The organism is Cryptosporangium sp. NPDC051539 (assembly GCF_044454545.1).
Lineage (GTDB): Bacteria > Actinomycetota > Actinomycetes > Mycobacteriales > Cryptosporangiaceae > Cryptosporangium.
In genome coordinates this window covers 53,212-72,833 of the sequence record NZ_JBITDV010000014.1, presented here as the reverse complement: position 1 = coordinate 72,833, position 19,622 = coordinate 53,212, and the positions used below count along the sequence as shown (strand labels likewise).

Genomic DNA, 19,622 nt, shown 5'->3' with positions numbered 1-19,622 from the left:
CCCGAGTGGGCACTTGCCCACTAGAGTGGGCGCATGCCCACTCCGCCGTCCCACGAAGCTCGCTGGATCGCCGAATCGTTCGGCGCCGACGCCGACCGCTACGACCGCGCGCGCCCCCGATACCCCGACGCTCTGATCGCCCGCATCGTGAACACCGCACCGGGGCCCGACGTCCTCGACGTCGGAACCGGCACCGGCATCGCCGCCCGCCAACTCCGGGAGGCCGGCTGCACGGTCCTCGGCGTCGAGATCGACGCGCGGATGGCGGCGGTCGCGGACCGCCACGGCATTCCGACCGAGGTGGGCGCGTTCGAGACCTGGGAACCGGCCGGGCGCACGTTCGACGCGGTCGTCGCGGGCCAGACCTGGCACTGGATCAACCCGTCGGCGGGCGCCGCGAAGGCCGCCACCGTACTTCGTCCCGGTGGACTCCTCGCGCTGTTCTGGAACGTCTGGGACCCGGCCCCCGAGGTCGCCGACGCGTTCGGCGCGGTCTACCGCGAGGTCCTGCCCGACTTGCCGTTCAAGCCCTGGGCCCGGCCGGCGGCGTCCGAAGCGTTCTTCGCTCCGGCCGAGAACGGCCTGCGCGAGGCGGCGGCCTTCACCGGCGTCGACCACTGGCACTTCGGCTGGGAGCGGACCTACACCCGAGACGAGTGGCTCTACCTGGTGCCCACGTCCGGCGGCCACAGCACCCTGCCCCCGGCCCAGTTGGACGCTCTACTGGCCGGCATCGGTGCGGCGGTCGACGCGATGGGCGGAAGTTTTGTTCTCCGCTACCGCACCGAAGCCCTCACGACGACCCGGACGGGGTGATAGGAGGACAGTCATGTCATATCCCCCGCCGCTCTATCCCGGTGACACCGGAGAGCTGACCGCCACGTACCGGAGCTCCGACACCCGGCCCGAACTGACCTACCCGAACGGCAACACCGTCCACTACCTGGCGACGCACGAGACGACCGGCGGGCTGTTCGGCCTGTACCGCTGGGAGTTCGGGCCGGCGCGCAGCGGGCCGGATCCGCACTTCCACCGCTCGATCGCCGAGTCGTTCTACATCCTGTCGGGCACCGTGAAGATCTACGACGGCACGCGCTGGAACGACACGACGCCGGGCGACTGGGTGCACGTCCCGGCGGGCGGCGTCCACGGTTTCCGCAACGAGTCCGGCGAACCGGCGTCGATGCTGCTGCATTTCGCGCCGGGCGCTCCGCGCGAGGACTACTTCGAGGGTCTCCTCCGCCTCGGCGGGATGTCGGACGAGGAGAAGGCCGAGTTCTACGCCGAGCACGACAATCACTGGCTCTGATCGTCGAGCGCGGCGTAGGCCGTCGTCCAGAAGTCCTGGTAGACGTTCGACCGCAGCGGGAACTGGGCGCGCTGGGTGAGCAGGATGCCGACCAGGTCTTCCACCGGGTCGATCCACATCGACGTGCCGAGGCCCCCGTCCCACCCGAACTGCCCCGGTACCGCGGCACCGCCGGTTCGCCGGATCGTGACCCCGACGCCGAAGCCCCAGCCCCGGCTCGGCCAGTAGCCGGGGAACCAGGGCGAGGACGCCTTGATCTCGGGTGTGAGCTGGTCGGTGGCCATCGCCTGGACCGAGGTACGGGACAGCAGCCGCTCGGAGCCGTGACGGCCGTGGTTGCGCAGCAGCCGCGCGAACGCGAAGCAGTCGTCGACCGTGGACACCAGGCCACCGGCGCCGGAGCTGAACGTCGGCGCGTTCCGCCAGGCCGATTCGGCGCCGCCGGCGTCTCGCAGCGTCAGGCCGTCGGCGGTGGCCAGGTAGCTGGCCGGCAGGCGGTGCAGTTGTTCGGCCGGCACCGAGAAACCGGTGTCGGCCATGCCCAGCGGGGTGAAGACGCGCTCGCGCAGGAAGCCCTCGAGCGACCGGCCCGACGCCCGGGAGATCAGAACGCCGAGCACGTCGGACCCGGTGTTGTAGGTCCAGGATTCGCCGGGCTGGTGCGCCAGCGGCAGCGTGCCGAGCCGGCGCAGCCACTCGTCGTGGTCGAACGAGGTCTCCGGCTGCGGCATGCCGGTCAAGGCGCCCAGCTCGGTCGCGGCCTGGACGAGCTTGGCCCCGGCGCCGACCAGCATGCCGAAGCCCCAGGTGAAGTTCAGCAGGTCGCGCACGGTGATCGGCCGCTCGGCCGGCACCGTGTCGTCCACATCGGCGTCGAAGTGGCGCAGCACCCGACGGTCGGCGAGCTCGGGCAGCCACTGGTCGACCGGCTCGTCGAGCCGGAGCACGCATTCCTCGACCAGCATCAACGTCGCGACCGCGATGATCGGCTTGGTCATCGAGGCGATCCGGAAGATCGCGTCGCGCCGGATCGGCGCGCTGCCCTCGAGGTCGACGTTTCCGATGACGTCGACCACGACGTCGTCGCCGTGCGCCAGCAGCGTCACGATGCCCGGCGCGTACCCACTGGCCGAGTGCCCCGCGAGCACGTCGTGCATCCGCGCCAGCCGACTCGTCGAAAGTCCCATGCGAGGTGTCTACTCCGCGGGTACGACAAACACGGCGCCGATCCGGGCGAGTTCTTCGACTGGATCGGCGTCCTCCTGCAGTGGCCGGCCCAGGTGGTCGCGGTCGCGTGCGCCGCGACGGCGATCCGGGAGGCCTGGTTCAGCCGAGACCGAGTCCTCGGCGACCCGTCTCGTTGAGGTCGTCGACCGAGTACCGGTTGGGCCAGGTCCGCTCGTAGTGCTCCTCGGGGAAGTCGCTCGGGCTCGACCCGGTGACGAACGCCTCGCGGACGGAAGCCGCGTACCGCTCGTTGCGCGGGCACCACGGCGCCGCCGGGATGTACATGACGTTCCCCCACCCGACCTGGTCCTCGACCGGCGCGACGCTGTGGATCATGTCGCAGTGCCACCACACGGAATCGCCGGCGGCGACGTCCGGAATCCCGGTCAGCGCCTCGATCAGCAGCGGATGCCACCGCGAACCCGCCGGGAACACCTGGTTGACCGCGACCCCGCACATCTCGTCCTCGGGCACGTCGTCGAGCAACGGCCGCAGCATCAGGTAGGCCATCGCCGCCGGGATCGGCACGGTGTGGAGAACACCCTGGTCGTGGGCCATGTCCGAGAGCGCGGTCCAGCCCTGGAACGTCCGGAACACCGAGCACATCGTCGAGCCCGGATACTGCGGGCCCGCCGTCCGGTACGCGGCGTCCCACGGGTCGTACTGCTCGACGGTCCCGTCGAACAGGTGCCGGAACGCCTGCTGATACGCCTCGGTCATCCACAGGTCGAGCGTCCCCGGATCGAGGTGGGTGCCGAGCCCTCCGGAGGTGGCCCCCGGCGGGCGCCGGCGGATCCGGTCCGGATAGAGAGAGTCCCGGTCCGGGTCGAACCACTGCACGCCTTCCGACGCGTGCGTCCACCGCCCGTTCAAGAATTTCTGGACGTTACTCATGCGGACGCTCTGCCGCGCCTGCATCTGCGCCGGTGACCAGTAGATCGGGTAGATCTCGGGCTTGGAGCCGACGCTGCCGAAGAAGTCGTCGCCGGGGCCACGGTAGTTCTCGAAGAACTGATTGCTCTCGACGTACTCGACGATGCCTTCGTCCCAGGCGAGGGCCTGCTCGCGCGGGAAGTGGCCGCGCACGACCAGGCAGCCGCGCCGCTTGAGCTTGGCCACGGCTTCGGGGCTGACCGTGCCGGCCTCGATGTCGGCGTAGTCGATGACCGGCCAGACCTGTTCGCCGCGCGCTTTTTCCGCGCGGATGGCGTCCACCTCGGTCTGAATGCGCTGCTCGACGGCGGCGAAGACGTCCTCGACCGTGCGGCCGGAGGCCGCGATCCGCGCCCGGAGCGCGCGCTTGATCTCGCGGGTGGCCGCGGGGAGATCGTCGGGCGCGTTCTCCCAGTGGGGCAGAGCGGCGGTTCGGTCCGGGGGCTCGACAGCGAGGGTCATCCGAGGCGCTCCTTCTAGATAGGGCTCCTTACTTGTATAAGGGGTCGGATCCTTCTAGGCAAGGCTCCTGACTAGAATCGGCACCGTGGACAAGCCGTCGCTGGAGTTGCTCCGCACGATGACCGACGAGAACGTGCTGCGGACGCTCATGCGGCACCGGCGCCTGACCCGGGCGGAACTCGCCGCCGCGACCGGCATCTCGAAACCGACGGTGGGCGAAAGCGTGCGCCGTCTGGGCGAGGCCGGCCTGGTCGTCGACACCGGCGAACGCACCGCGGGCGGCCGGGGCCGGGGCCGAGTCGGCACGTACTACGCCCTGGCCGCCGACATCGGTACCGCACTGGCCGTCAGCGTCGCCCCCGAGGGAGTCGTCGCCGAACGAATCGACGCCCACGGCGAGGTCGTCGCGAGGGCCGAGGAGGCGGTCGCCCGCCCCGCCCGGCCCGAGGACGTGGCCGCCGCCCTCCGGGACGCCGCCACCGGCACCGGGGGCCCGCTGCCCCGGCTGGCCGTGGTGAGTGCGGCGGATCCGGTGGATCGGGCCAGTGGGCGGATGATCCATCTGCCGGACTCGCCGTTCCTGCTCGGCGAACTCGACCCGCACGACGTACTGGCGCCGTTCGTGACCGGCCCGATCATCGTCGACAACGACGTGAACTGGGCCGCGCGGGCCGAGCGCGAGGACGCCCGCGACTTCGCCTACCTGTTCCTCGGCGAAGGCCTCGGCGGTGCGATCGTCAGCGACGGCGAAGTTCGCCAGGGCGCAGGCGGGCTGGCCGGCGAGATCGCGCACCTGATCACGGTCGGTCCGCACGGCCGGGCGACCCGCCTGATCGACGTCTTCGACGACCTGGGCCTCCGGCAGGCCGACTCCACCGCCATCGACGTGGACCGCCTCCTCGCCGCGATCGCCGCCCCTGCGGCGGCGGACGCGCAGCGCGTTCGGGAAGCGCTCGGCGAGGCCGTGGGTGGCGTCGTCGCGGCGATCGTGGCTCTCACCGACCCCGCGTACGTCGTGATCGGCGGTCCCTGGGGCACGCACCCCGCGATCCTCGCCGCGATCACGTCCGCCACCACGGCCCAACCCCGGCACGTCCCGATCCGCGCCGCCCGCCGCACCGACGAACCCTCCCTGACCGGCGCCCGGCTGGACGCCCTCGACCGGCTCCGAGCCGCGATAGTCCAGACCTGACGTCAGCCCGTGAACACCGCCGCCTTCGCATCGGCCGCTATTCGGTCGAGCTGGGCCTCGCTCAAGCCGACCTCCGCCCGAGCCACGTCGAACTCCCCCGACAGCGTGATCACCGACGTCCGCGGATCGTCCGTACACAGCGCCACCGGCACTCCCGCGGCGAGCAGCCCCCGCACCGGGTGCTCGCCGTAACTCGCCGCCGCACTCGTGTGCACGTTGCTGGTCAGCGCCACCTCCAGCGTCACCCGGTGCGAAGCCAGGTATTCGAGCAGCGCAGGATCCTCCACCGACCGCACCCCGTGCCCGATCCGCTCCGCCCCCAGGTGCCGCACCGCGTCCCACACGCTGAACGGCCCGGCCGCCTCGCCCGCGTGCACGGTCACGTGCAGCCCGGCGTCGCGGGCCCGGCCGAACGCCCGCGCGAAGTCGGCCGCCGGCACGCCGGCCTCGTTCCCGGCGATGTCGATCGCGCAGAACACGTCCGGCCGCGCGAGCAGCGTCGACACCTGGTCGTCCGCCCGCGCCGGCCCCAGATCACGCAGGAGCGTCCCGATCAGCCCGACCGAGAGCCCGGCCTGCTCGGCCGCCGACCGCACGCCGTCGGCCACCGCGTCGACCACCGCCTCCGGGGCCAGCCCGGTCTCCTGCCGGATGAACCACGGGCTGAACCGCACCTCGACGTGGTCCAGCCCGTCCGCGGCCGCGTCCTCGACGCACTCGCGCCCGGCACGGTGCCAGTCGTCCAACCGGGGGAACGCCGACGGTGCCGCGTCGACCTTCGCCAGGTACGGCAGCAGGCCGCCGAGCGGCCCGTGCGCCACGAGCAGATCCTCCGGATCCGGCGCGGACGCCAGTGGGTGCCCGTCGCGGCGCGCGAGCTCGAGCGTGGTCGCGACGCGCAGCGTCCCCTCGAGGTGACGGTGCAGGTCGATCAGCGGACGCGAGGCAGACATGCGGTCAATGGAACACCTTGAGTCCGACGACACCGCACACGACCAGCAGCAAGCAGAAGACGCGGGCCAGGCTCGCCGATTCCCCCAGCGCGACCATGCCGACGATCGCCGTGCCGACCGCGCCGATTCCGACCCAGACCGCGTAACCGGTGCCGATCGGAATGCTGCGCAGCGCGTAGCCCAGCCCGCCCATGCTCAGCAGAAGCGCAACCACGAACGTGGCGGACGGAACCGGCCGGCTGAACCCGTGGCTCTTCCCGAGCGCGATGGCCCAGACGGTTTCCAGCATGCCCGAGACGATCAGAACGACCCACGCCATGACGGCTCACCTCAACGGCGGTCGTCTTCGCAGGCCGGGTACGACACGCAACTCGTCCGGGATAGCCGCGTATGCGGCTTCGGGGACGAATTCTACCGACGATCGGCAGCGACGGCGGCTTCGTAGGCCAGGAAAGTGTCGACGACCATACGTGACCGACGCGATTGCCGCCACTCTCGGCGAACACCATCGCGCCGGCACGACGATCGAGTTCGTCGGCGCTCCCGACGGACGTACCGCGGTAGCCGGGAGCATCGCCTCCTCGTGACCGGCAGGCTACTGCGTCCACGGATTCTCGAGCAGGTCACGAAGCCGCGAGGCATCGTCGTCGAACGTGAGGTACCGGATCGGCAGCGCGTTGATGTCGGCGATCCCGGCGATGTCGGAAGGCAGCCGGTCGGCCGAGGGCATGTCCGCTTCGTCCACCGTCACCGGAACGATCGGAATCCCGCCCTCCAGCGCCATCCGCACCTCGGCGCGGACCATGCTCGTCCGCAGCCAGTCCAAACCTGGACCCTCACCAGTCCACTCCTGGCCGATGACCAGCACCATCACCCTCGTTTCGGCCATCGCGGCACGGATGGCGGTTTGGAAGTTGACGGCCGGCCGAATGGACTCCACGTCGTAGAAAATCTGACGGTCGGGCAGTAGCAACCTGAGGCGGTCACGAATCCGGCCGGCGATGTGTCGCGCGTCGGTGCGACGGTAGCTGAGGAAAATCCCCCCGCGCGCCGCATCGCGCGACGAACGGCGATCCGGAGGCGAGTGGCCGACGAGTGGGGCAACCGGCTCCGGCGGGGAGGCTCCGCTGAACCGCGCGCACAGTGCACCGACCCGAGCCGATTCGCTCACCCATTGACGGGACAGACCAGCGGCTCGATCGATGGCGTCCCAGAGGTCCCGGGTCGAGCTCTCACTGCGCGCGCCGGGCATCCAGAGATGGAGCAGGTGATCGGCGAAGGGCCGGAGACGATCAGCCGCCTGCGGACCGGCGTCGGCATCCATCCCGCTCCGGTCGATCGTCGTCAACAGGGTGGTGAGCAACCAATCGTGCAACGCCAGATCCGCGCAGAACTCCGCGGCCAGGTCCGGCGTGAGATCAGCGTCGCGTAGACGGACGGTTCGGAGGCCATCCGACTCGAGCGAGAACTCGATCTCGGTCGCGCTCCGCTCGGAGTGCTCCAACGTCCAACGCATCTGCGTACGAGCCGTCCGCAGCGGCGGCGATCTCCGCAATGCCGGAGACGTCTGCACGGCGCTCAGCACTCGACCGCTGATCGCACCGAGATTCGGCGAGGCGTCAACGCGGTCGGCCCAGGACGACACCCCGCGCCGAGTGCCCGCCACCTCGAGAACGCCGGGTCGCGAAAGGTAGTAGGACCACGGCATGCGACGCGAGGCGTCGGCCGTTGCGACTGCGGCGTGCGTCGAGGACTGGATGATGCGGCCGCCGGTGATCGAGACGGCGGTGGCCGACGTTCCGATCACCCGGGGCCGCGGGCCGTGCACGGTCCCGAGCAGGCAGTCGACGCCGGTGAGGACGGACGGAGAAACGGCGTAGGAGATCGGACGAGAACGCGTGCGGACGCTTCGGCCGGGCCAGAGTCCGAGCAGCTCGACGGCGAACGGCAGCGGCACGGCCGTGGGGTGCTGCAAGAGCCCGGTGTGTACCTCGCCGAGTGCGCGCATCAGGCATCACCCCGTTCCGCCGTCGAAGACGTACGAGACGCGATCGACGATCTGCGCCGGAATCGGCAGGCGCTCGCTTTCGCTACGCATCCGGATCCCGTGTTCGACGTCGTCGTCGGTCGCGACCTGCTCGAGGATCACCCGAACCGCGTGTGCGTCCTGCAGTTGGCGAGGCGCCAGGAACGACAGCGTCCGGTAGGCCGCGAAGGGTGCGGCTCCGGGATCGAGCTGGATGATCGCCGGGAGGCCGTCCCACGCGGCACCCGTTTCCTCCGGCTCCCACGGGACCGGCACCGCGACCCGGTTGCCGCTGTGGCGTAACGCGCCGAGGCGGAGGAGTTGGGACACCGCCGCGAGAAACGCCGTCGACCAAACCCGGTGGCCGTCCTTCTCCGACCACAGCTCGGCGTCCATGAAAACGGAGTGGCGACGTGCCGCGGTCTGGCTGGGCGGCTGCCAGGCGGCACTGGGCCCCATCGCCTGTCCTATGCCGCCCGACGGTGACCGAGCGCCGTTGCTGAGCCAGCCGGACTCGGTGACCGGAGGCCGGCTTCCGTCGGTCCCCGGCACCGGCTCCGGCACCAGGCCGGCGAGGACCAGCTGCGGGAGGTTCACTCCGTCCGCGTCGACGAGCCGTGCGCTGCTCACCAGGTAGTCGATCGAGAGGCCTGCGCCGGCGGCCGTGTCGCGCAACCGGCGAATCACCTCGTCCGGGAACGTCGGGCCGCCCGGGCCGTCGCCGATGACGACGCACGTGCTGACCCGCGGCCGCAGCCCCTCCCGGACGGCAGCGATGGACTGCCTCGCGGTCTCCATCCACGGGCGGATCCGCTGGAAGACGGCCTCGATCTCGGAGTCGCTCCGCGCGAAGTCCTCGGCCCGGAAGGAACCGAGTTGAACGGATAGATGGGCCAGTGGCACGGCGGCGAGCCGACGCTCTCCGCTCGATTCCCGGAACGCCACCTCGACGTCGCTCACGGCGCCTCCCAGGCGGCATCGTCGGAGAGCCTGGCGGCCAGTGCTTCGTAGGCCTCGATGATCGCCGGCTGCGCTATCCGACGCGTCAGCACGTCGTCGTCGACGATCACTTGCTCTACCCACTGCAACATCGGTTCCTGCGGAATCGAGGCGATCCTCGTCGACCGGCCGAGGCCGACGCGGGCCGCGAATTCGTGCAGAGCGCCGTCCCGCTCCGCCTGCCAGGCAGCGAACGCACTGGTGGCAGCTGCGGCCTCCGCACCCTCCGGCCGGACGACGGCGGCCGACACGAAACGCAGGGCTCGTTCGAGCCGGGAGGGATCGTGCCCGCTGAGCCTGCTCTGTTCCAGTAGGCCGCGGCCACCGAAGACCAACCCGGACGCCGCCCGGAGATGCTGAGCGGTCCAACGGTGGAAGACCAGCCAGCGCCAGGTCACGTTCCGGAGCTCAGCGGACGCGCTCGCCGCGAGGACCATGTCGGCGGTGTACGAGCGCCCCGCGCTCAGATCGACCAGACAAACGTCGAACTCCTCGTCGGCCGCGAGCAGCAACTGCGTACAGCGCCGGACGACGTCTTGCGCCGCGAAGAACTCGCCGCCTCCGGCGTCGCCAGGGGCCAGGACGAGACGGCCGGCCCCCGCCGGCCGCAGCCGCAGGTCGCTCCGATCGGATGCGGACCAGACGTCCACTCGCTGGAAGTCGGCCGACTCGCCGAGCAAATAAGAGTGCAGACCTCCGTCGCTGGTGCCGAGCGCGACCTTCGACAGCGAAAATGTCGATCCGGCGGTAGGAGACCCGAAATCGAAGTCGAGGTAGCACACGTCTGTGCCCTGCAGCGCAGCGCGGTAGGCGACGTTCGCCAAAGTGACCGACCGTCCGGAGCCGCCCTTGTCGGCGGTGGCGAAAACGATCACGTGAGCATCGTGTCGCACCCGGCCAAGCGCGGAGGCCACTAGCCGCCGGTGACCTCCGTTCGGCGGAAACGGAAGCGCACGACTTGCGCTGAGCGACTAACGTATAACTCAGCGCAGCCCTGCGGAGGAGAGCGAGAGCTCACGGGCTCGCGCGGCGTCCCGGCACCACCGGGGGCGGCGACCACAGCGGTCAGCCCCGGGCGCAGCAGATTCCTGACACGTACACCGTGCCGGGGCTCTGGTGCCGGGGGAGCCAGGTCCCGGAGGAAGGACCCGGGACCTTGACCGCCCTCGAACTACTCGCCGCCACCCTGGGGCTCTGCGCCTCCGCGCTGACGTTCGCCGCCGAACTACTCCGCCTGTTCCGCTCGCGTCACGCGAGCGGGACCGTGAGGCAGAAGGGGTGCCCGGCCGGGTCGGCGAAGACCCGGAAACCCTTGCCCTCGCCGGGCAGCCTCTCGGCACCGAGCTCGAGCACCGCCGACTCACCGGCGTCGAGGTCGGCGACCTCGATGTCGAGGTGCGCCTGCTGCGGATACGCCGGATCCGGCCACCGGGGCGCGGTGTACTCCCTGACCTGCTGGAACATCACCGTGGCCGAGACGCCGTTCCGGTCTTCACCGGTGAGCAACGCACCCTCCGGACCGTCGTACGACACCTCCATGCCCAGCACCTCGCCGTAGAACCGCGCCAGCCCGGACGCGTCGGGCGCATCGATCGTCGGCGCGAACAGCTTCATCGCCGGGCCGATGCCATCGGCTTGGCACAGGTCGAACGGGTGCCCGGCCGGATCGGCCAGCGTGATCCAGGTCGGGCCGTCGGCGAGCCGGGTCGCGCCCAGCTCCACCGCACGCTCGGCGGCGGCCTCGTGCCCGTCGATCTGCAGGTCGAGGTGGAACTGCTGCGGGTGCAGTTGCCCCGGCCACTGCGGCGGGACGAGGTCGGGAGCGAGCTGGAACGCGACTTCGGCGCCCTCGGGCGTGCGGACCGTGATCCAGCCGGGCTCTCGGCCGACGATCTCCCAGCCGGCGAGCTCGGCGTAGAACGCGGCGAGCTTCTCGATGTCGGGCGCGTCGATCGCGACCATTTCCAGACGTCCGGCTCCAGTCATGCGGCCATCCTGCCCCGGCCCCCCGACAAAACCTATGCAGGCGTCCGGACCAGCACCAACGCCACGTCGTCCTGTCCCTGGGCGGCCGCGTTCTCGATCAGCTCGTCGGCCAGCTTCTCCGGATCCTCGGCCCCACGGGCAGTCAGGAACTCCCGCAGCAACCGCATCCCCTCGTCCACCGGCAATCGCCGGTGTTCCACCAGGCCGTCGGTGTGCAGGATCAGCGACGAAGCCCGCGGCAGACGCGCGTAGTGGTCCCGGCGCGGCCGGTCTCGCGCCACCCCGAGGAGCACGTCCGTCCCCGGCAGCATCACCGCGGCCTCGTCCGGCGTCACCAGTGTCGGCGGCGGGTGACCGGCGTTCGACCAGGTCAGCATGTACGAGCCGTCCGGCGCCGGGTCGACGTAGGCGAGCAGCACGGTAGACAGCCCGCCGACGCCCAGCATGTGCGCGGTCCGTTCCAGCCTCCGCAACACCCACGACGGCGACTCCCGGCGATCCGCGATCAGCGTCCGCAGCATCGTGCGGAACTGACCCATTTGCGCGGCGGCCGCGATGCTGTGCCCGACGACGTCACCGATGACGAGCGCCAGCCGGCCGTGATCGAGCGTGATCGCGTCGTACCAGTCGCCGCCGACGTGGTTCTCGTGGTGCGCCGGTGCGTATCGCGCCACCAGCGTCAGTTCGGGATGCGACGGCAACGGCGTCAGGAGTGCCTTCTGCATCGTGGCGGCGGCCGTACGCCGGTCGTCCAGCACCGACGCCCTGGTCACCGCCTGTGTCACGTATCCGGAGAGGGCGACCAGCACGGCCTGTTCGGACGAGTCCAACTCGTACTCGGTCGCCCAGGCCAGCGTCAACGCGCCCAGCGCCCCGCCCGCCGAGGGCAGCGGCACACTCGCCGACGCCTGCCAGCCCATCTCCTCGAACGTCGAGAGCGCGTCCGGTGTCTCGGAGGCCACCGCGTCCAGCGACGGCAGCAGGACCAGGCTGCCCGTCGATGCCGCCAGCGCGGACGGCGTCCGCTCGGACGAGCTGTACCGCAGCCACCGCTCGGCCACGCGCGACGGGAGGAACTGCTGGGAAGCCAGCACGACCTGACGCCCGGTCTCCAGGAGCGACACACCGACGTACGCCGGAGCCAGTGCGTCAGTCACCAGGTCCCGCACCGCGACGACGATCTCCTCGAGCGTGGTGGTGCCGCCCAGCGCCTGCGACGCGTTCAGCAGCAGCCGCGTCCGCGCGAACTCCCGCTGCGTCTGGAAGTTGGCGATCCGCAGCCGCAGGCTGTCCGAGCAGGCCGCGGCGAGGTCACGCAGAGCCCACAGCTCCCGTTCGGTCCACTGCCGGGGCGACTGGTCGATCGCGCACAGCGACCCCAGCACCTGCCCTTCGGCGTCCGTGAGCGGCATCCCCGCGTACCCGACCACGCCGAGGTCCTCGATCGCCAGGTTGCCCCGGACCCGCGGGTCCTCCCGGGCGTCGACGACCACCAGCGGCGCCGCGGTCGCCACCACGTGCTGGCAGAACGAGTGGCTCAGCGGCGTCTCGCGGTCCTGCGCCCACGGATCGCCCAGCCCGCACGCGCCGGGAAAGAACTGGCGGTCGCGATCGACCAGCGAGACCAGCGCCACCGGTACGCCGAGCACGGTCCGCACCATCTCGGCGAACCGATCGAACATCGGGTCGGCCGCGGCGTCCAGCCCGGTGCGATTGAGCGCATCCAGACGCCCGGGGTTACTCAACGCACACAGCAGCCATGCCGGAAGTGTACGAGCCCTACCGCTGAACCGCCTCGTGAGAGAGCGCACCCCAGAAGTCCCGGTACAGGTCGGAGCGGAGCGGCATTCCGGAACGCTGGGTCAGCAGTAGACCGATCGTCTCGGTCGCCGGGTCCACCCAGAGTGACGTCCCGAGGCCGCCGTCCCAGCCGAACCGCCCGGACTCCGCCACCGCCACCCCGAACCCCCACCCGTACGGCTCCAGGAATCGCGGCGGGGCGACCGCCAGCTGATTCGACGTCATCTCGGCCACCGAGGACCGCGTCAGGAGCCACTTCCCGTCGAACCGACCGCCGGCCAGCAGCAACTGCGCGAACGCCAGCAGGTCCGGCGCGGTCGAGACCAGCCCGCCGGCCGCCGACGGGTACGTCGGCCGCTCCCGCCACTCGCTGCCCCACGACCCGGGGTCGTACACGTGCAGGTCTCCGCCGCGCGGGTCCGGCGCATACGCCGGCGGCACCCGGTCGAGCTTGTCCGTCGGCACGACGAACCCGGTGTCCACCATCCCGAGCGGGTCGAACACCCGCTCCTGCAACAGCTGTTCCAACGACTGTCCGGACGCCCGGGAGAGCAGAATTCCCAGCACGTCCGCCCCGAGGCTGTACGTCCATCCCTCGCCCGGCTGGTGCAGCAGCGGCAGCGAGCCGACGCGGTGCAGCCACTCGTCGGGGCTGTCGGAGTTCTCCGGGATCGGCGGCCCGTTGAGCACCCGCAACTCGTTCGCGGCGCGGCGCAGCGGGGAGTCGCCGCCACCGAAGAACAGTCCGAACCCCCACGTGTTGGACAGGAGGTGCCGCAGCGTGATCGGCGTTTTCGCGGGCTCCGTGTCGTCCAGATCAGCAGTGAGGGACCGGAGGACGCGCGGGTGCCCGAGCTCGGGCAACCAGAGATCGACCGGGTCGTCGAGACCGAGCCGATCCTCCTCGGCCAGCATCAACGCGGCCACCGCCACGATCGGCATCGTCATCGCCCCGATCCGGACGATCGCGTCGGCGCGAAGCGGCACCGCGCCCTCCACGTCGGCCGCACCGACGACGTCGACGCTCACCTCGCCGCGCCGGCTCACGACCGCGATCACTCCCGGCGCAAATCCGGCGTCGACGTGGACAGCCAGAACGTCCGGCACACGCTCACCCATCCGCACAGCTTCTCAAATAATCCGGCCCGCCCTTGACTAGATACCCCCCAGGGGTATCTTGGAGCCGTGAAAACCACTTGGTCGATGGCCGCACAGGCCACGTTGCACTGCCTCACCGGCTGCGCGATCGGCGAGGTCCTGGGCATGGTCGTCGGCACCGGGCTCGGGCTGCACAACGCGGCGACCGTGGTTCTGTCGGTCGTTCTCGCGTTCGTCTTCGGCTACGGGCTGACGATGCGCGGTGTGCTGAAGGCCGGTCTCACGCTCCGCCAGGCGTTCGGCGTCGCACTGGCGGCCGACACGGTGTCGATCGCGGTCATGGAAATCATCGACAACACGGTCGTCGTCACGGTTCCCGGCGCCATGGACGCCGGGCTCACGAGCGTGCTGTTCTGGGCCTCACTGGCGTTCTCGCTGGTCGTGGCCTTCGTCGTCACGACGCCGGTGAACTACTGGATGATCGGCCGCGGCAAAGGCCACGCGGTCGTGCACCAGTACCACCACTAAGCGTCGACGAGTTCCCGCTCGTCCTCGAGCTCTTCGTCGAACTCCGGCGAGTCGTCCGGACGACGGCGCACCACCACGGCGGCGGTGGCCAGCACCAGCGCGAACGCCGCCGCACCGAGCCCGGCCATCATCCCGGGATGGGTCGGTACCGCCGACGGACGCCGCGGCTGCTGCATGACGTACGGCGTGCGCAGCGCCCGCACCCGTTCCGCGATCACCTGGCCGGCCGTCACCGCGACGTTCTCCGCCACTGCCTTGTCGCGCGCGGTCGCGGTGATCGTGATCGCACCGCCCTGACGCGAGACCGCCATCGTGACCGACATGTGGTCGGCCTGCGCCTGGGTGAGACCGGCGCGCTGCGCCACGACGCTCTCGAAGTCGGGCGACGTGGACACGTACGTGAACGACGGCACGATCCACCCGCGGGTGAGCAGGTCTCGCTGGTACGAGGTCAGCCAGTCGTTCGTCGCTGACGACGGCGCGGCCTGGGTGTCCATCTGGGCGTTCCAGGTCGTGGGCACCGCGCGCACGACCATCGCCGCGGCGAGCACTGCGACCAGGCCGGCCACCGGCAGCAACACCCGCGGCGCCCACTTCCGGACGTCCACCGGGTGCTTGGCCCTGGGGACGATCACGAACGCGGACTCCGGCGCCGCCTTCACCGCCCAGCGCACCCGCACGTCGAGCGCCGCCGCGGTCGCCGCCAGCATCAGCAGCACGCGGAGGTCCGACAGGTGCAGGAACACGCTGGCGCCCAGCCAGCCGATCAGCCCGGAGGCGACCCCGACGGCCAGGAGGTGCTCGGTGCGGCGGCCGATCGAGCGCGCGAGGTTCGAGACCCGCCACGACACGAACAGGATCGAGCCGAAGAAGATCGCCCACGCGGCGAGCAGCACGAGGCCGCCGTCGGCGGCCTGCTCCAGGTAGAAGTTGTGCGCAGCGACCACGATCGTGACCGGATCGCCCTGGTTGGAGTAGCGGTCGTACTGCGGGAACAGCGTCCCGTACGTGCCCATCCCGTGCCCGAACGCGGGGCTGTCGAGGAACATCCGCCAGGCCGCTTCCTGCAGCCGCGCCCGGGTGACCAGTGACGGGTCGGCCGCCGCGATGTTCGACGACGCACCGACGTCGGCGAGCGTCGCCAACCGGCTGCCGACACCGCTGATCGGGATCGCGACGATCAGCAGCACCGGCGCGTACGCCAGCATCCGCCGGTGCTTCGGGCCGGCCATCACGAACCAGAGCGCGATCGCCGGCATCACCGCGAGGAAGCCGCCCCGGGACTGCGTCAGGAAAATGCCGCCGAGGAGCGCGAGCGTGCAGCCGACCCAGAACAACTTGGTCAACCCGCGATTGATCGCCCACAGGCTCAGCGCGAGCGGCGTCACCAGGACGAGCGTGCGGGCCCAGAAGTTGACGTCTCCGGCGGTTCCCGAGTGCCTCGGGGTCAGCGCGCCGTCTTCCAGCGTCAGAGGCACGTTGCTCAGGCCGTGGAGGTTCCCCGCGTTGTGCAGAACGAATTGGTGGACGAGAGTCAGCGCGGCAATGATCGCCAGTCCGGCGACCACGGCCGACAACATCGCCTTCCACGAACCGGTCGAGCACAGCAACGCATAGATCAGCGCGAAATACACCAGACCGTTCGCGTAGTCCATGAACAGCGTCCAGCTCGTGGCCGGGTCGGCCGAGTTGAACATCGTGACGAACCACGCCGCGACCAGGATCAGCAGCGCGGTGAGCACCGGCGACCAGCCGACCTTGAGTTTCCCTTGACGCCACAGCACGAACAACGCGAGAAGAACGAGCCCCAGCATCGGCTTGAACGGACTCGGCAGGCCGTTGGTGGTGAGGACGCCGTTGAGCCCGGTCGCGTCGAGCAACACGGCGACGACAAGAATGATCGTCGGCCGAAGCAGGGCAAAAGCGACGAGAGACGCACCGACGACGCCGGCCGCGACGAGACCAGCGATCGTGGATACCACAATGCTCCCAGAAGCTCTTGCGAAGGGAATTGACCTGCGATTAGGCCGTGGCCGAGGCTACCTATACTTTCAAGCTCCCGCCCACTGAACCACGTGCCGGGGCCGTAACGTAACGGACCCACGGCCAAGATTTGATGTCCCGCGAGGCGGCCGCGCGGTCGTAACGAGGGGAAGCCGGATGGCGGAATCCGCCCAGGTCAGGCGAGCGGTATATATCACCACGACCGAACCCGAGCCGCGCTCTTACGGCAAGCGCGTGGTGATGGGCGGCATCCTCGACTACCTCTGCGACACGCTCGGTGACGACAACGTCGATCTCATCCTGATCGCCAAGCCCGATGTCGAGATCCGCCCGACCCGGTACCGGATGCACGTCGTGGCCAAGCCGCGCGCGTCCGAACAGGTCCGGTCGTTGGTGACCCGGGTGGCCGGCGGGCCGCACACGTCGATCCAGGAGGCCGCGGTGTACGCGCCGCGGATCGCGAAGGACATCGCCGAGCTGCTGTCGTCGATCGACGCCGACCTCGAGGTGTGGGACACGATCCGCACCGGCCAGTACGCGGCCGGGGTGCCGCGTCGGCGTCGTGTCCTCTACGAGGACGACCTGTTCTCCGAGCGCTACAAGACGATGCTGCGCGAGATGAACGGCCCGAGCAACCGGCAGATCAACCCGCTCGGCGAGTTCCACAAGATGCTGCCCGGCCCGGCCCGGCCGCTGCTGTCGCGCAAGTCGGTCTACCGTCCGCTGCTGCGTCTGGAGTCCCGGCTGGTCGGCGCGTCCGAGCGCAACCAACCGGCCGAGTTCGACGCGACGCTGCTGGTGAACGACGAAGAGACGAACCGGCTGCGCGGGTTCACCGGCCGGTCAGACATCCACACGCTGCTGCCGATGCTGCCCGAGGTGCCGCTGCGCGACCGCGCGCCGGTCGGCGGCCGGTTCGCGTTCCTCGGCGGGCTCGACTACGCGCCGAACGCGGACGGACTGGCCTGGTTCCTGGGCAACTGCCGCGAGCAGGTGCTGGCCGCGCTGCCCGAATTCGAGCTGCTGGTGATCGGCAAGGGCACCGAGGTCGGCGTCCCGGAGGCCGCGCCCTGGGGCGACCACGTCAAGTTCGTCGGCTGGGTGGACGACCTGGGCGAAACGTTGTCCGGCTGCTCGGCCCTGCTGTCGGTGCTCCGAGTCGGCAGCGGAATCAAGATCAAGGTGCTCGAGGCACTGTCCCGGTCGCTGCCCGTGGTCGCCACCGCCTACGGCGTGCAGGGCACCGAGGTGAGCGAAGAGAACGGCTGCCTGATCGGGTCGACGCCCGACGAACTCGCGGCCCTGCTGGCCCGCGCCGCCGATCCGGGTACCAACCGGAAGCTCTCCGCCGCCGCCCGCGAGACCTGGGACAAGCGGTTCGCCCCGGACGTCATCCGCCGCAGCTACGACGCCTTCTTCAGCTAGCCCCCGACCACCGCGGAGGGCCCGCCCCCGAGTAGGCCCGGCCGCCGGTGGTCCCGGCGGCCGGGCCGCCGGCGCGGCCTACGCGGCGGCGGGCTCGGGGGCCCGGTTGCCGCGGTTGCGGACCGCGCCCAGCACGCCCTGCACCTCGCGCCGAGCGGTCAGCCCTCCGACCACCGCGATCACCGCACCGCACACCACGGTCAGCAGCAGCAGCGACCAGAACGAGTTCTCCGGCAGCACCGAGCGCAACGGAAGCCCGACGACCGCCACCGCCGCACCGGTCACGAACCCCGGCGCGAGCGTCCTCAGCATCGACACCGCCGAGACGCCGGTCACCCGGATCGCCATCGTCACCCGGATGATCGCGTAGACGATCTCGAAGCCGATGTGCACGGCCGCGACCGCCGCGATGCTCGTGTGCGCCGCGAAGCCGAACGCGATCGTCACCAGGATCGTCGCCGGGACGTCGAGCACGAGCAGCAGGCCCGGCCGCCCGAGCGCCGAGAACACGTCGCCGCTGGCCCAGCCGAGCGACTGGCAGGCCAGCGCCAGCGAGACCAGGGCCATCGGGACGATCGCCGGCTCCCAGGTCGCCGAGAACACGACCGGGATCGCCAGCGGCGCCAGCACGGCCAGCGTCACACCGGCGGCCAGGCCGAACAGTGCCACCAGCCTGGTCGCGCGCAGCATCGTCGCCCGGAGCCGCTCGATCCCGTCCTTGCGGGCCCGGGCGTAGACCGGGAACGCCACCGTCGTGAAGATCCACAGGACGTTGGCGATGATCAGCTCCGGCAGCCGGTAGCCCATGCCGTAATACCCCAGCGCGGCCGAGCCCAGGATGCTGCCGATGAACAGGTAGTCGACGCTCGACCGGAACGACCCGAGCACCCGGACGCCGGTCACCGCGCCACCGAACGAGACCAGCGTCTTGATCCGGGCCCACCGCAGCCGGAAGTCGGGCCTGATCGGCACCAGCGACCACATGATCAGCGTGCAGACGGCCTCACCGGCGATGATGCCGAGCGCGATGCTCCAAGCGCCGAATCCGGTGAGTGCCAACGGAACTGACACCGCGACACGAACACCAGCACGTGTCAGATCGGCGACAGTCCGCTTCTTGAACTGCATGTCGCGCTTGAGGACCGCATCGTTCACTTGACTCGCACCACGGAACAGCGGATAGAGAAAAAGCGCGGCGAATATAGCGGTCTGGTCCGATTCGCCGAATAGCCGAGCGATGAGCGGAGAGGCGGCAATTCCTAGCACGCAGATAGATGCGCTCAGCGCAAGATTCAAACCTGCCGCGAGCCGCACCCGTTCGTTAATTCCCCGTTCTTGTTCGTACACGAGTGCGTAGCCAACGCCCAGGTCAAGGGCCGCGTCGAAGAACGTGATGATCGTCAATCCGGCGGTTACGAGCCCGAAATCCTCCGGAACCAAAAGGCGCGCCAGCAACGCGGTGAGCGCCAGTACCACCAGCCGGTTGCCGCCCCATGCCAGGGTGGTCCAAAGGAATCCCCTGGTAGCAGCGCCACTCAGACTCGGCTGAACGGGTGGTTCAACACCCTCTCTTCCGGGGTCACGCATGTCCATAGGGTCCTCATAAGCGCCCGGCTGCTGCACGTTTCCTCCCCCGACACGGCTGAATGTCCCATTCGCGCGGCGTCCTACGCCGGACTT

General features: G+C 70.3%; 17 protein-coding genes and 1 riboswitch. Of the genes, 5 read left to right on the top strand and 12 right to left on the bottom strand.

Going from position 1 to position 19,622, the window contains the following annotated elements; all coding sequences use genetic code 11:
- The first annotated feature begins 33 nt into the window (after window positions 1–33).
- Complete coding sequence (locus ACIBZJ_RS35515; protein ID WP_395937641.1) at window positions 34–816, top strand: class I SAM-dependent methyltransferase; 783 nt, start codon at window positions 34–36, stop codon at window positions 814–816.
- A 13-nt stretch (window positions 817–829) separates the two neighbouring features.
- The gene (locus ACIBZJ_RS35510) at window positions 830–1,309 is read left to right on the top strand and encodes a cupin domain-containing protein (protein ID WP_395937639.1); all 480 of its coding nucleotides are present in this window, start codon (window positions 830–832) and stop codon (window positions 1,307–1,309) included.
- Here ACIBZJ_RS35510 and ACIBZJ_RS35505 read toward each other — a convergent pair.
- Together ACIBZJ_RS35505 and ACIBZJ_RS35500 are read right to left on the bottom strand one after the other, a co-directional pair.
- Window positions 1,297–2,496, bottom strand: a complete 1,200-nt coding sequence (locus tag ACIBZJ_RS35505; RefSeq protein ID WP_395937637.1) for a serine hydrolase domain-containing protein — start codon at window positions 2,494–2,496, stop codon at window positions 1,297–1,299. The genes ACIBZJ_RS35510 and ACIBZJ_RS35505 overlap by 13 nt on opposite strands.
- Before the next feature lie 139 nt (window positions 2,497–2,635).
- The gene (locus ACIBZJ_RS35500; RefSeq protein WP_395937635.1) at window positions 2,636–3,931 is read right to left on the bottom strand and encodes a DUF1479 domain-containing protein; all 1,296 of its coding nucleotides are present in this window, start codon (window positions 3,929–3,931) and stop codon (window positions 2,636–2,638) included.
- A 118-nt stretch (window positions 3,932–4,049) separates the two neighbouring features.
- On the opposite strand from ACIBZJ_RS35500, the gene ACIBZJ_RS35495 reads away from it, so the two are divergent.
- Window positions 4,050–5,123, top strand: a complete 1,074-nt coding sequence (locus tag ACIBZJ_RS35495; RefSeq protein ID WP_395938138.1) for an ROK family transcriptional regulator — start codon at window positions 4,050–4,052, stop codon at window positions 5,121–5,123.
- Between the two features lie 2 nt (window positions 5,124–5,125).
- Here the strand turns inward: ACIBZJ_RS35495 and add are convergent, their stop codons facing one another.
- The 8 genes from add to ACIBZJ_RS35455 all read right to left on the bottom strand — a co-directional run bounded on the left by add (window position 5,126) and on the right by ACIBZJ_RS35455 (window position 14,006).
- Entirely contained in the window at window positions 5,126–6,076 is a 951-nt protein-coding gene (gene add, locus ACIBZJ_RS35490; protein WP_395937633.1) for an adenosine deaminase, read from the bottom strand.
- A 4-nt stretch (window positions 6,077–6,080) separates the two neighbouring features.
- Window positions 6,081–6,395, bottom strand: a complete 315-nt coding sequence (locus ACIBZJ_RS35485; RefSeq protein ID WP_395937631.1) for a DMT family transporter — start codon at window positions 6,393–6,395, stop codon at window positions 6,081–6,083.
- A gap of 14 nt (window positions 6,396–6,409) precedes the next feature.
- A riboswitch (guanidine-III (ykkC-III) riboswitch) is annotated at window positions 6,410–6,478 on the bottom strand.
- Between the two features lie 193 nt (window positions 6,479–6,671).
- Window positions 6,672–8,084, bottom strand: a complete 1,413-nt coding sequence (locus ACIBZJ_RS35480) for an SCO2521 family protein (RefSeq protein ID WP_395937629.1) — start codon at window positions 8,082–8,084, stop codon at window positions 6,672–6,674.
- A gap of 6 nt (window positions 8,085–8,090) precedes the next feature.
- The gene (locus tag ACIBZJ_RS35475; protein WP_395937627.1) at window positions 8,091–9,062 is read right to left on the bottom strand and encodes an SCO2522 family protein; all 972 of its coding nucleotides are present in this window, start codon (window positions 9,060–9,062) and stop codon (window positions 8,091–8,093) included.
- Window positions 9,059–9,976: an SCO2523 family variant P-loop protein gene (locus ACIBZJ_RS35470; protein WP_395937625.1), complete on the bottom strand. Its 918-nt coding sequence runs from the start codon at window positions 9,974–9,976 to the stop codon at window positions 9,059–9,061. Before ACIBZJ_RS35470 ends, ACIBZJ_RS35475 begins: the two co-directional genes overlap by 4 nt.
- A 373-nt stretch (window positions 9,977–10,349) precedes the next feature.
- The gene (locus ACIBZJ_RS35465) at window positions 10,350–11,087 is read right to left on the bottom strand and encodes a VOC family protein (RefSeq protein WP_395937623.1); all 738 of its coding nucleotides are present in this window, start codon (window positions 11,085–11,087) and stop codon (window positions 10,350–10,352) included.
- A 32-nt stretch (window positions 11,088–11,119) separates the two neighbouring features.
- Entirely contained in the window at window positions 11,120–12,832 is a 1,713-nt protein-coding gene (locus tag ACIBZJ_RS35460) for a GAF domain-containing SpoIIE family protein phosphatase (RefSeq protein ID WP_395937621.1), read from the bottom strand.
- A 34-nt stretch (window positions 12,833–12,866) separates the two neighbouring features.
- Window positions 12,867–14,006: a serine hydrolase domain-containing protein gene (locus ACIBZJ_RS35455; protein ID WP_395937619.1), complete on the bottom strand. Its 1,140-nt coding sequence runs from the start codon at window positions 14,004–14,006 to the stop codon at window positions 12,867–12,869.
- An 84-nt stretch (window positions 14,007–14,090) separates the two neighbouring features.
- Here ACIBZJ_RS35455 and ACIBZJ_RS35450 point away from each other — a divergent pair, with 84 nt between their 5' ends.
- The gene (locus ACIBZJ_RS35450) at window positions 14,091–14,513 is read left to right on the top strand and encodes a DUF4396 domain-containing protein (protein ID WP_395938136.1); all 423 of its coding nucleotides are present in this window, start codon (window positions 14,091–14,093) and stop codon (window positions 14,511–14,513) included.
- Here the strand turns inward: ACIBZJ_RS35450 and ACIBZJ_RS35445 are convergent.
- Entirely contained in the window at window positions 14,510–16,495 is a 1,986-nt protein-coding gene (locus ACIBZJ_RS35445) for an O-antigen ligase family protein (protein ID WP_395937617.1), read from the bottom strand. The two genes, ACIBZJ_RS35450 and ACIBZJ_RS35445, sit on opposite strands and share 4 nt — an antisense overlap.
- A gap of 178 nt (window positions 16,496–16,673) precedes the next feature.
- Here ACIBZJ_RS35445 and ACIBZJ_RS35440 point away from each other — a divergent pair, with 178 nt between their 5' ends.
- The gene (locus tag ACIBZJ_RS35440; protein WP_395937615.1) at window positions 16,674–17,942 is read left to right on the top strand and encodes a glycosyltransferase; all 1,269 of its coding nucleotides are present in this window, start codon (window positions 16,674–16,676) and stop codon (window positions 17,940–17,942) included.
- Between the two features lie 78 nt (window positions 17,943–18,020).
- Here the strand turns inward: ACIBZJ_RS35440 and ACIBZJ_RS35435 are convergent, their stop codons facing one another.
- Window positions 18,021–19,529 carry a lipopolysaccharide biosynthesis protein gene (locus ACIBZJ_RS35435; RefSeq protein ID WP_395938134.1) on the bottom strand — a complete coding sequence of 503 codons (1,509 nt, stop codon included), beginning with the start codon at window positions 19,527–19,529 and terminating at the stop codon, window positions 18,021–18,023.
- Window positions 19,530–19,622 lie beyond the last annotated feature (93 nt).

What these genes read in the sequence shown, in the direction of transcription:
- ACIBZJ_RS35515 (WP_395937641.1), top strand. Translation starts at nt 34, where the DNA reads ATGCCCACTCCGCCGTCCCACGAAGCTCGCTGGATCGCCGAATCGTTC.
- ACIBZJ_RS35455 (WP_395937619.1), bottom strand. Translation starts at nt 14,006, where the DNA reads ATGGGTGAGCGTGTGCCGGACGTTCTGGCTGTCCACGTCGACGCCGGA.
- ACIBZJ_RS35485 (WP_395937631.1), bottom strand. Translation starts at nt 6,395, where the DNA reads ATGGCGTGGGTCGTTCTGATCGTCTCGGGCATGCTGGAAACCGTCTGG.
- ACIBZJ_RS35435 (WP_395938134.1), bottom strand. Translation starts at nt 19,529, where the DNA reads ATGCGTGACCCCGGAAGAGAGGGTGTTGAACCACCCGTTCAGCCGAGT.
- add (WP_395937633.1), bottom strand. Translation starts at nt 6,076, where the DNA reads ATGTCTGCCTCGCGTCCGCTGATCGACCTGCACCGTCACCTCGAGGGG.
- ACIBZJ_RS35500 (WP_395937635.1), bottom strand. Translation starts at nt 3,931, where the DNA reads ATGACCCTCGCTGTCGAGCCCCCGGACCGAACCGCCGCTCTGCCCCAC.
- ACIBZJ_RS35450 (WP_395938136.1), top strand. Translation starts at nt 14,091, where the DNA reads ATGGCCGCACAGGCCACGTTGCACTGCCTCACCGGCTGCGCGATCGGC.
- ACIBZJ_RS35480 (WP_395937629.1), bottom strand. Translation starts at nt 8,084, where the DNA reads ATGCGCGCACTCGGCGAGGTACACACCGGGCTCTTGCAGCACCCCACG.
- ACIBZJ_RS35510 (WP_395937639.1), top strand. Translation starts at nt 830, where the DNA reads ATGTCATATCCCCCGCCGCTCTATCCCGGTGACACCGGAGAGCTGACC.
- ACIBZJ_RS35495 (WP_395938138.1), top strand. Translation starts at nt 4,050, where the DNA reads ATGACCGACGAGAACGTGCTGCGGACGCTCATGCGGCACCGGCGCCTG.
- ACIBZJ_RS35505 (WP_395937637.1), bottom strand. Translation starts at nt 2,496, where the DNA reads ATGGGACTTTCGACGAGTCGGCTGGCGCGGATGCACGACGTGCTCGCG.
- ACIBZJ_RS35440 (WP_395937615.1), top strand. Translation starts at nt 16,674, where the DNA reads ATGGCGGAATCCGCCCAGGTCAGGCGAGCGGTATATATCACCACGACC.
- ACIBZJ_RS35465 (WP_395937623.1), bottom strand. Translation starts at nt 11,087, where the DNA reads ATGACTGGAGCCGGACGTCTGGAAATGGTCGCGATCGACGCGCCCGAC.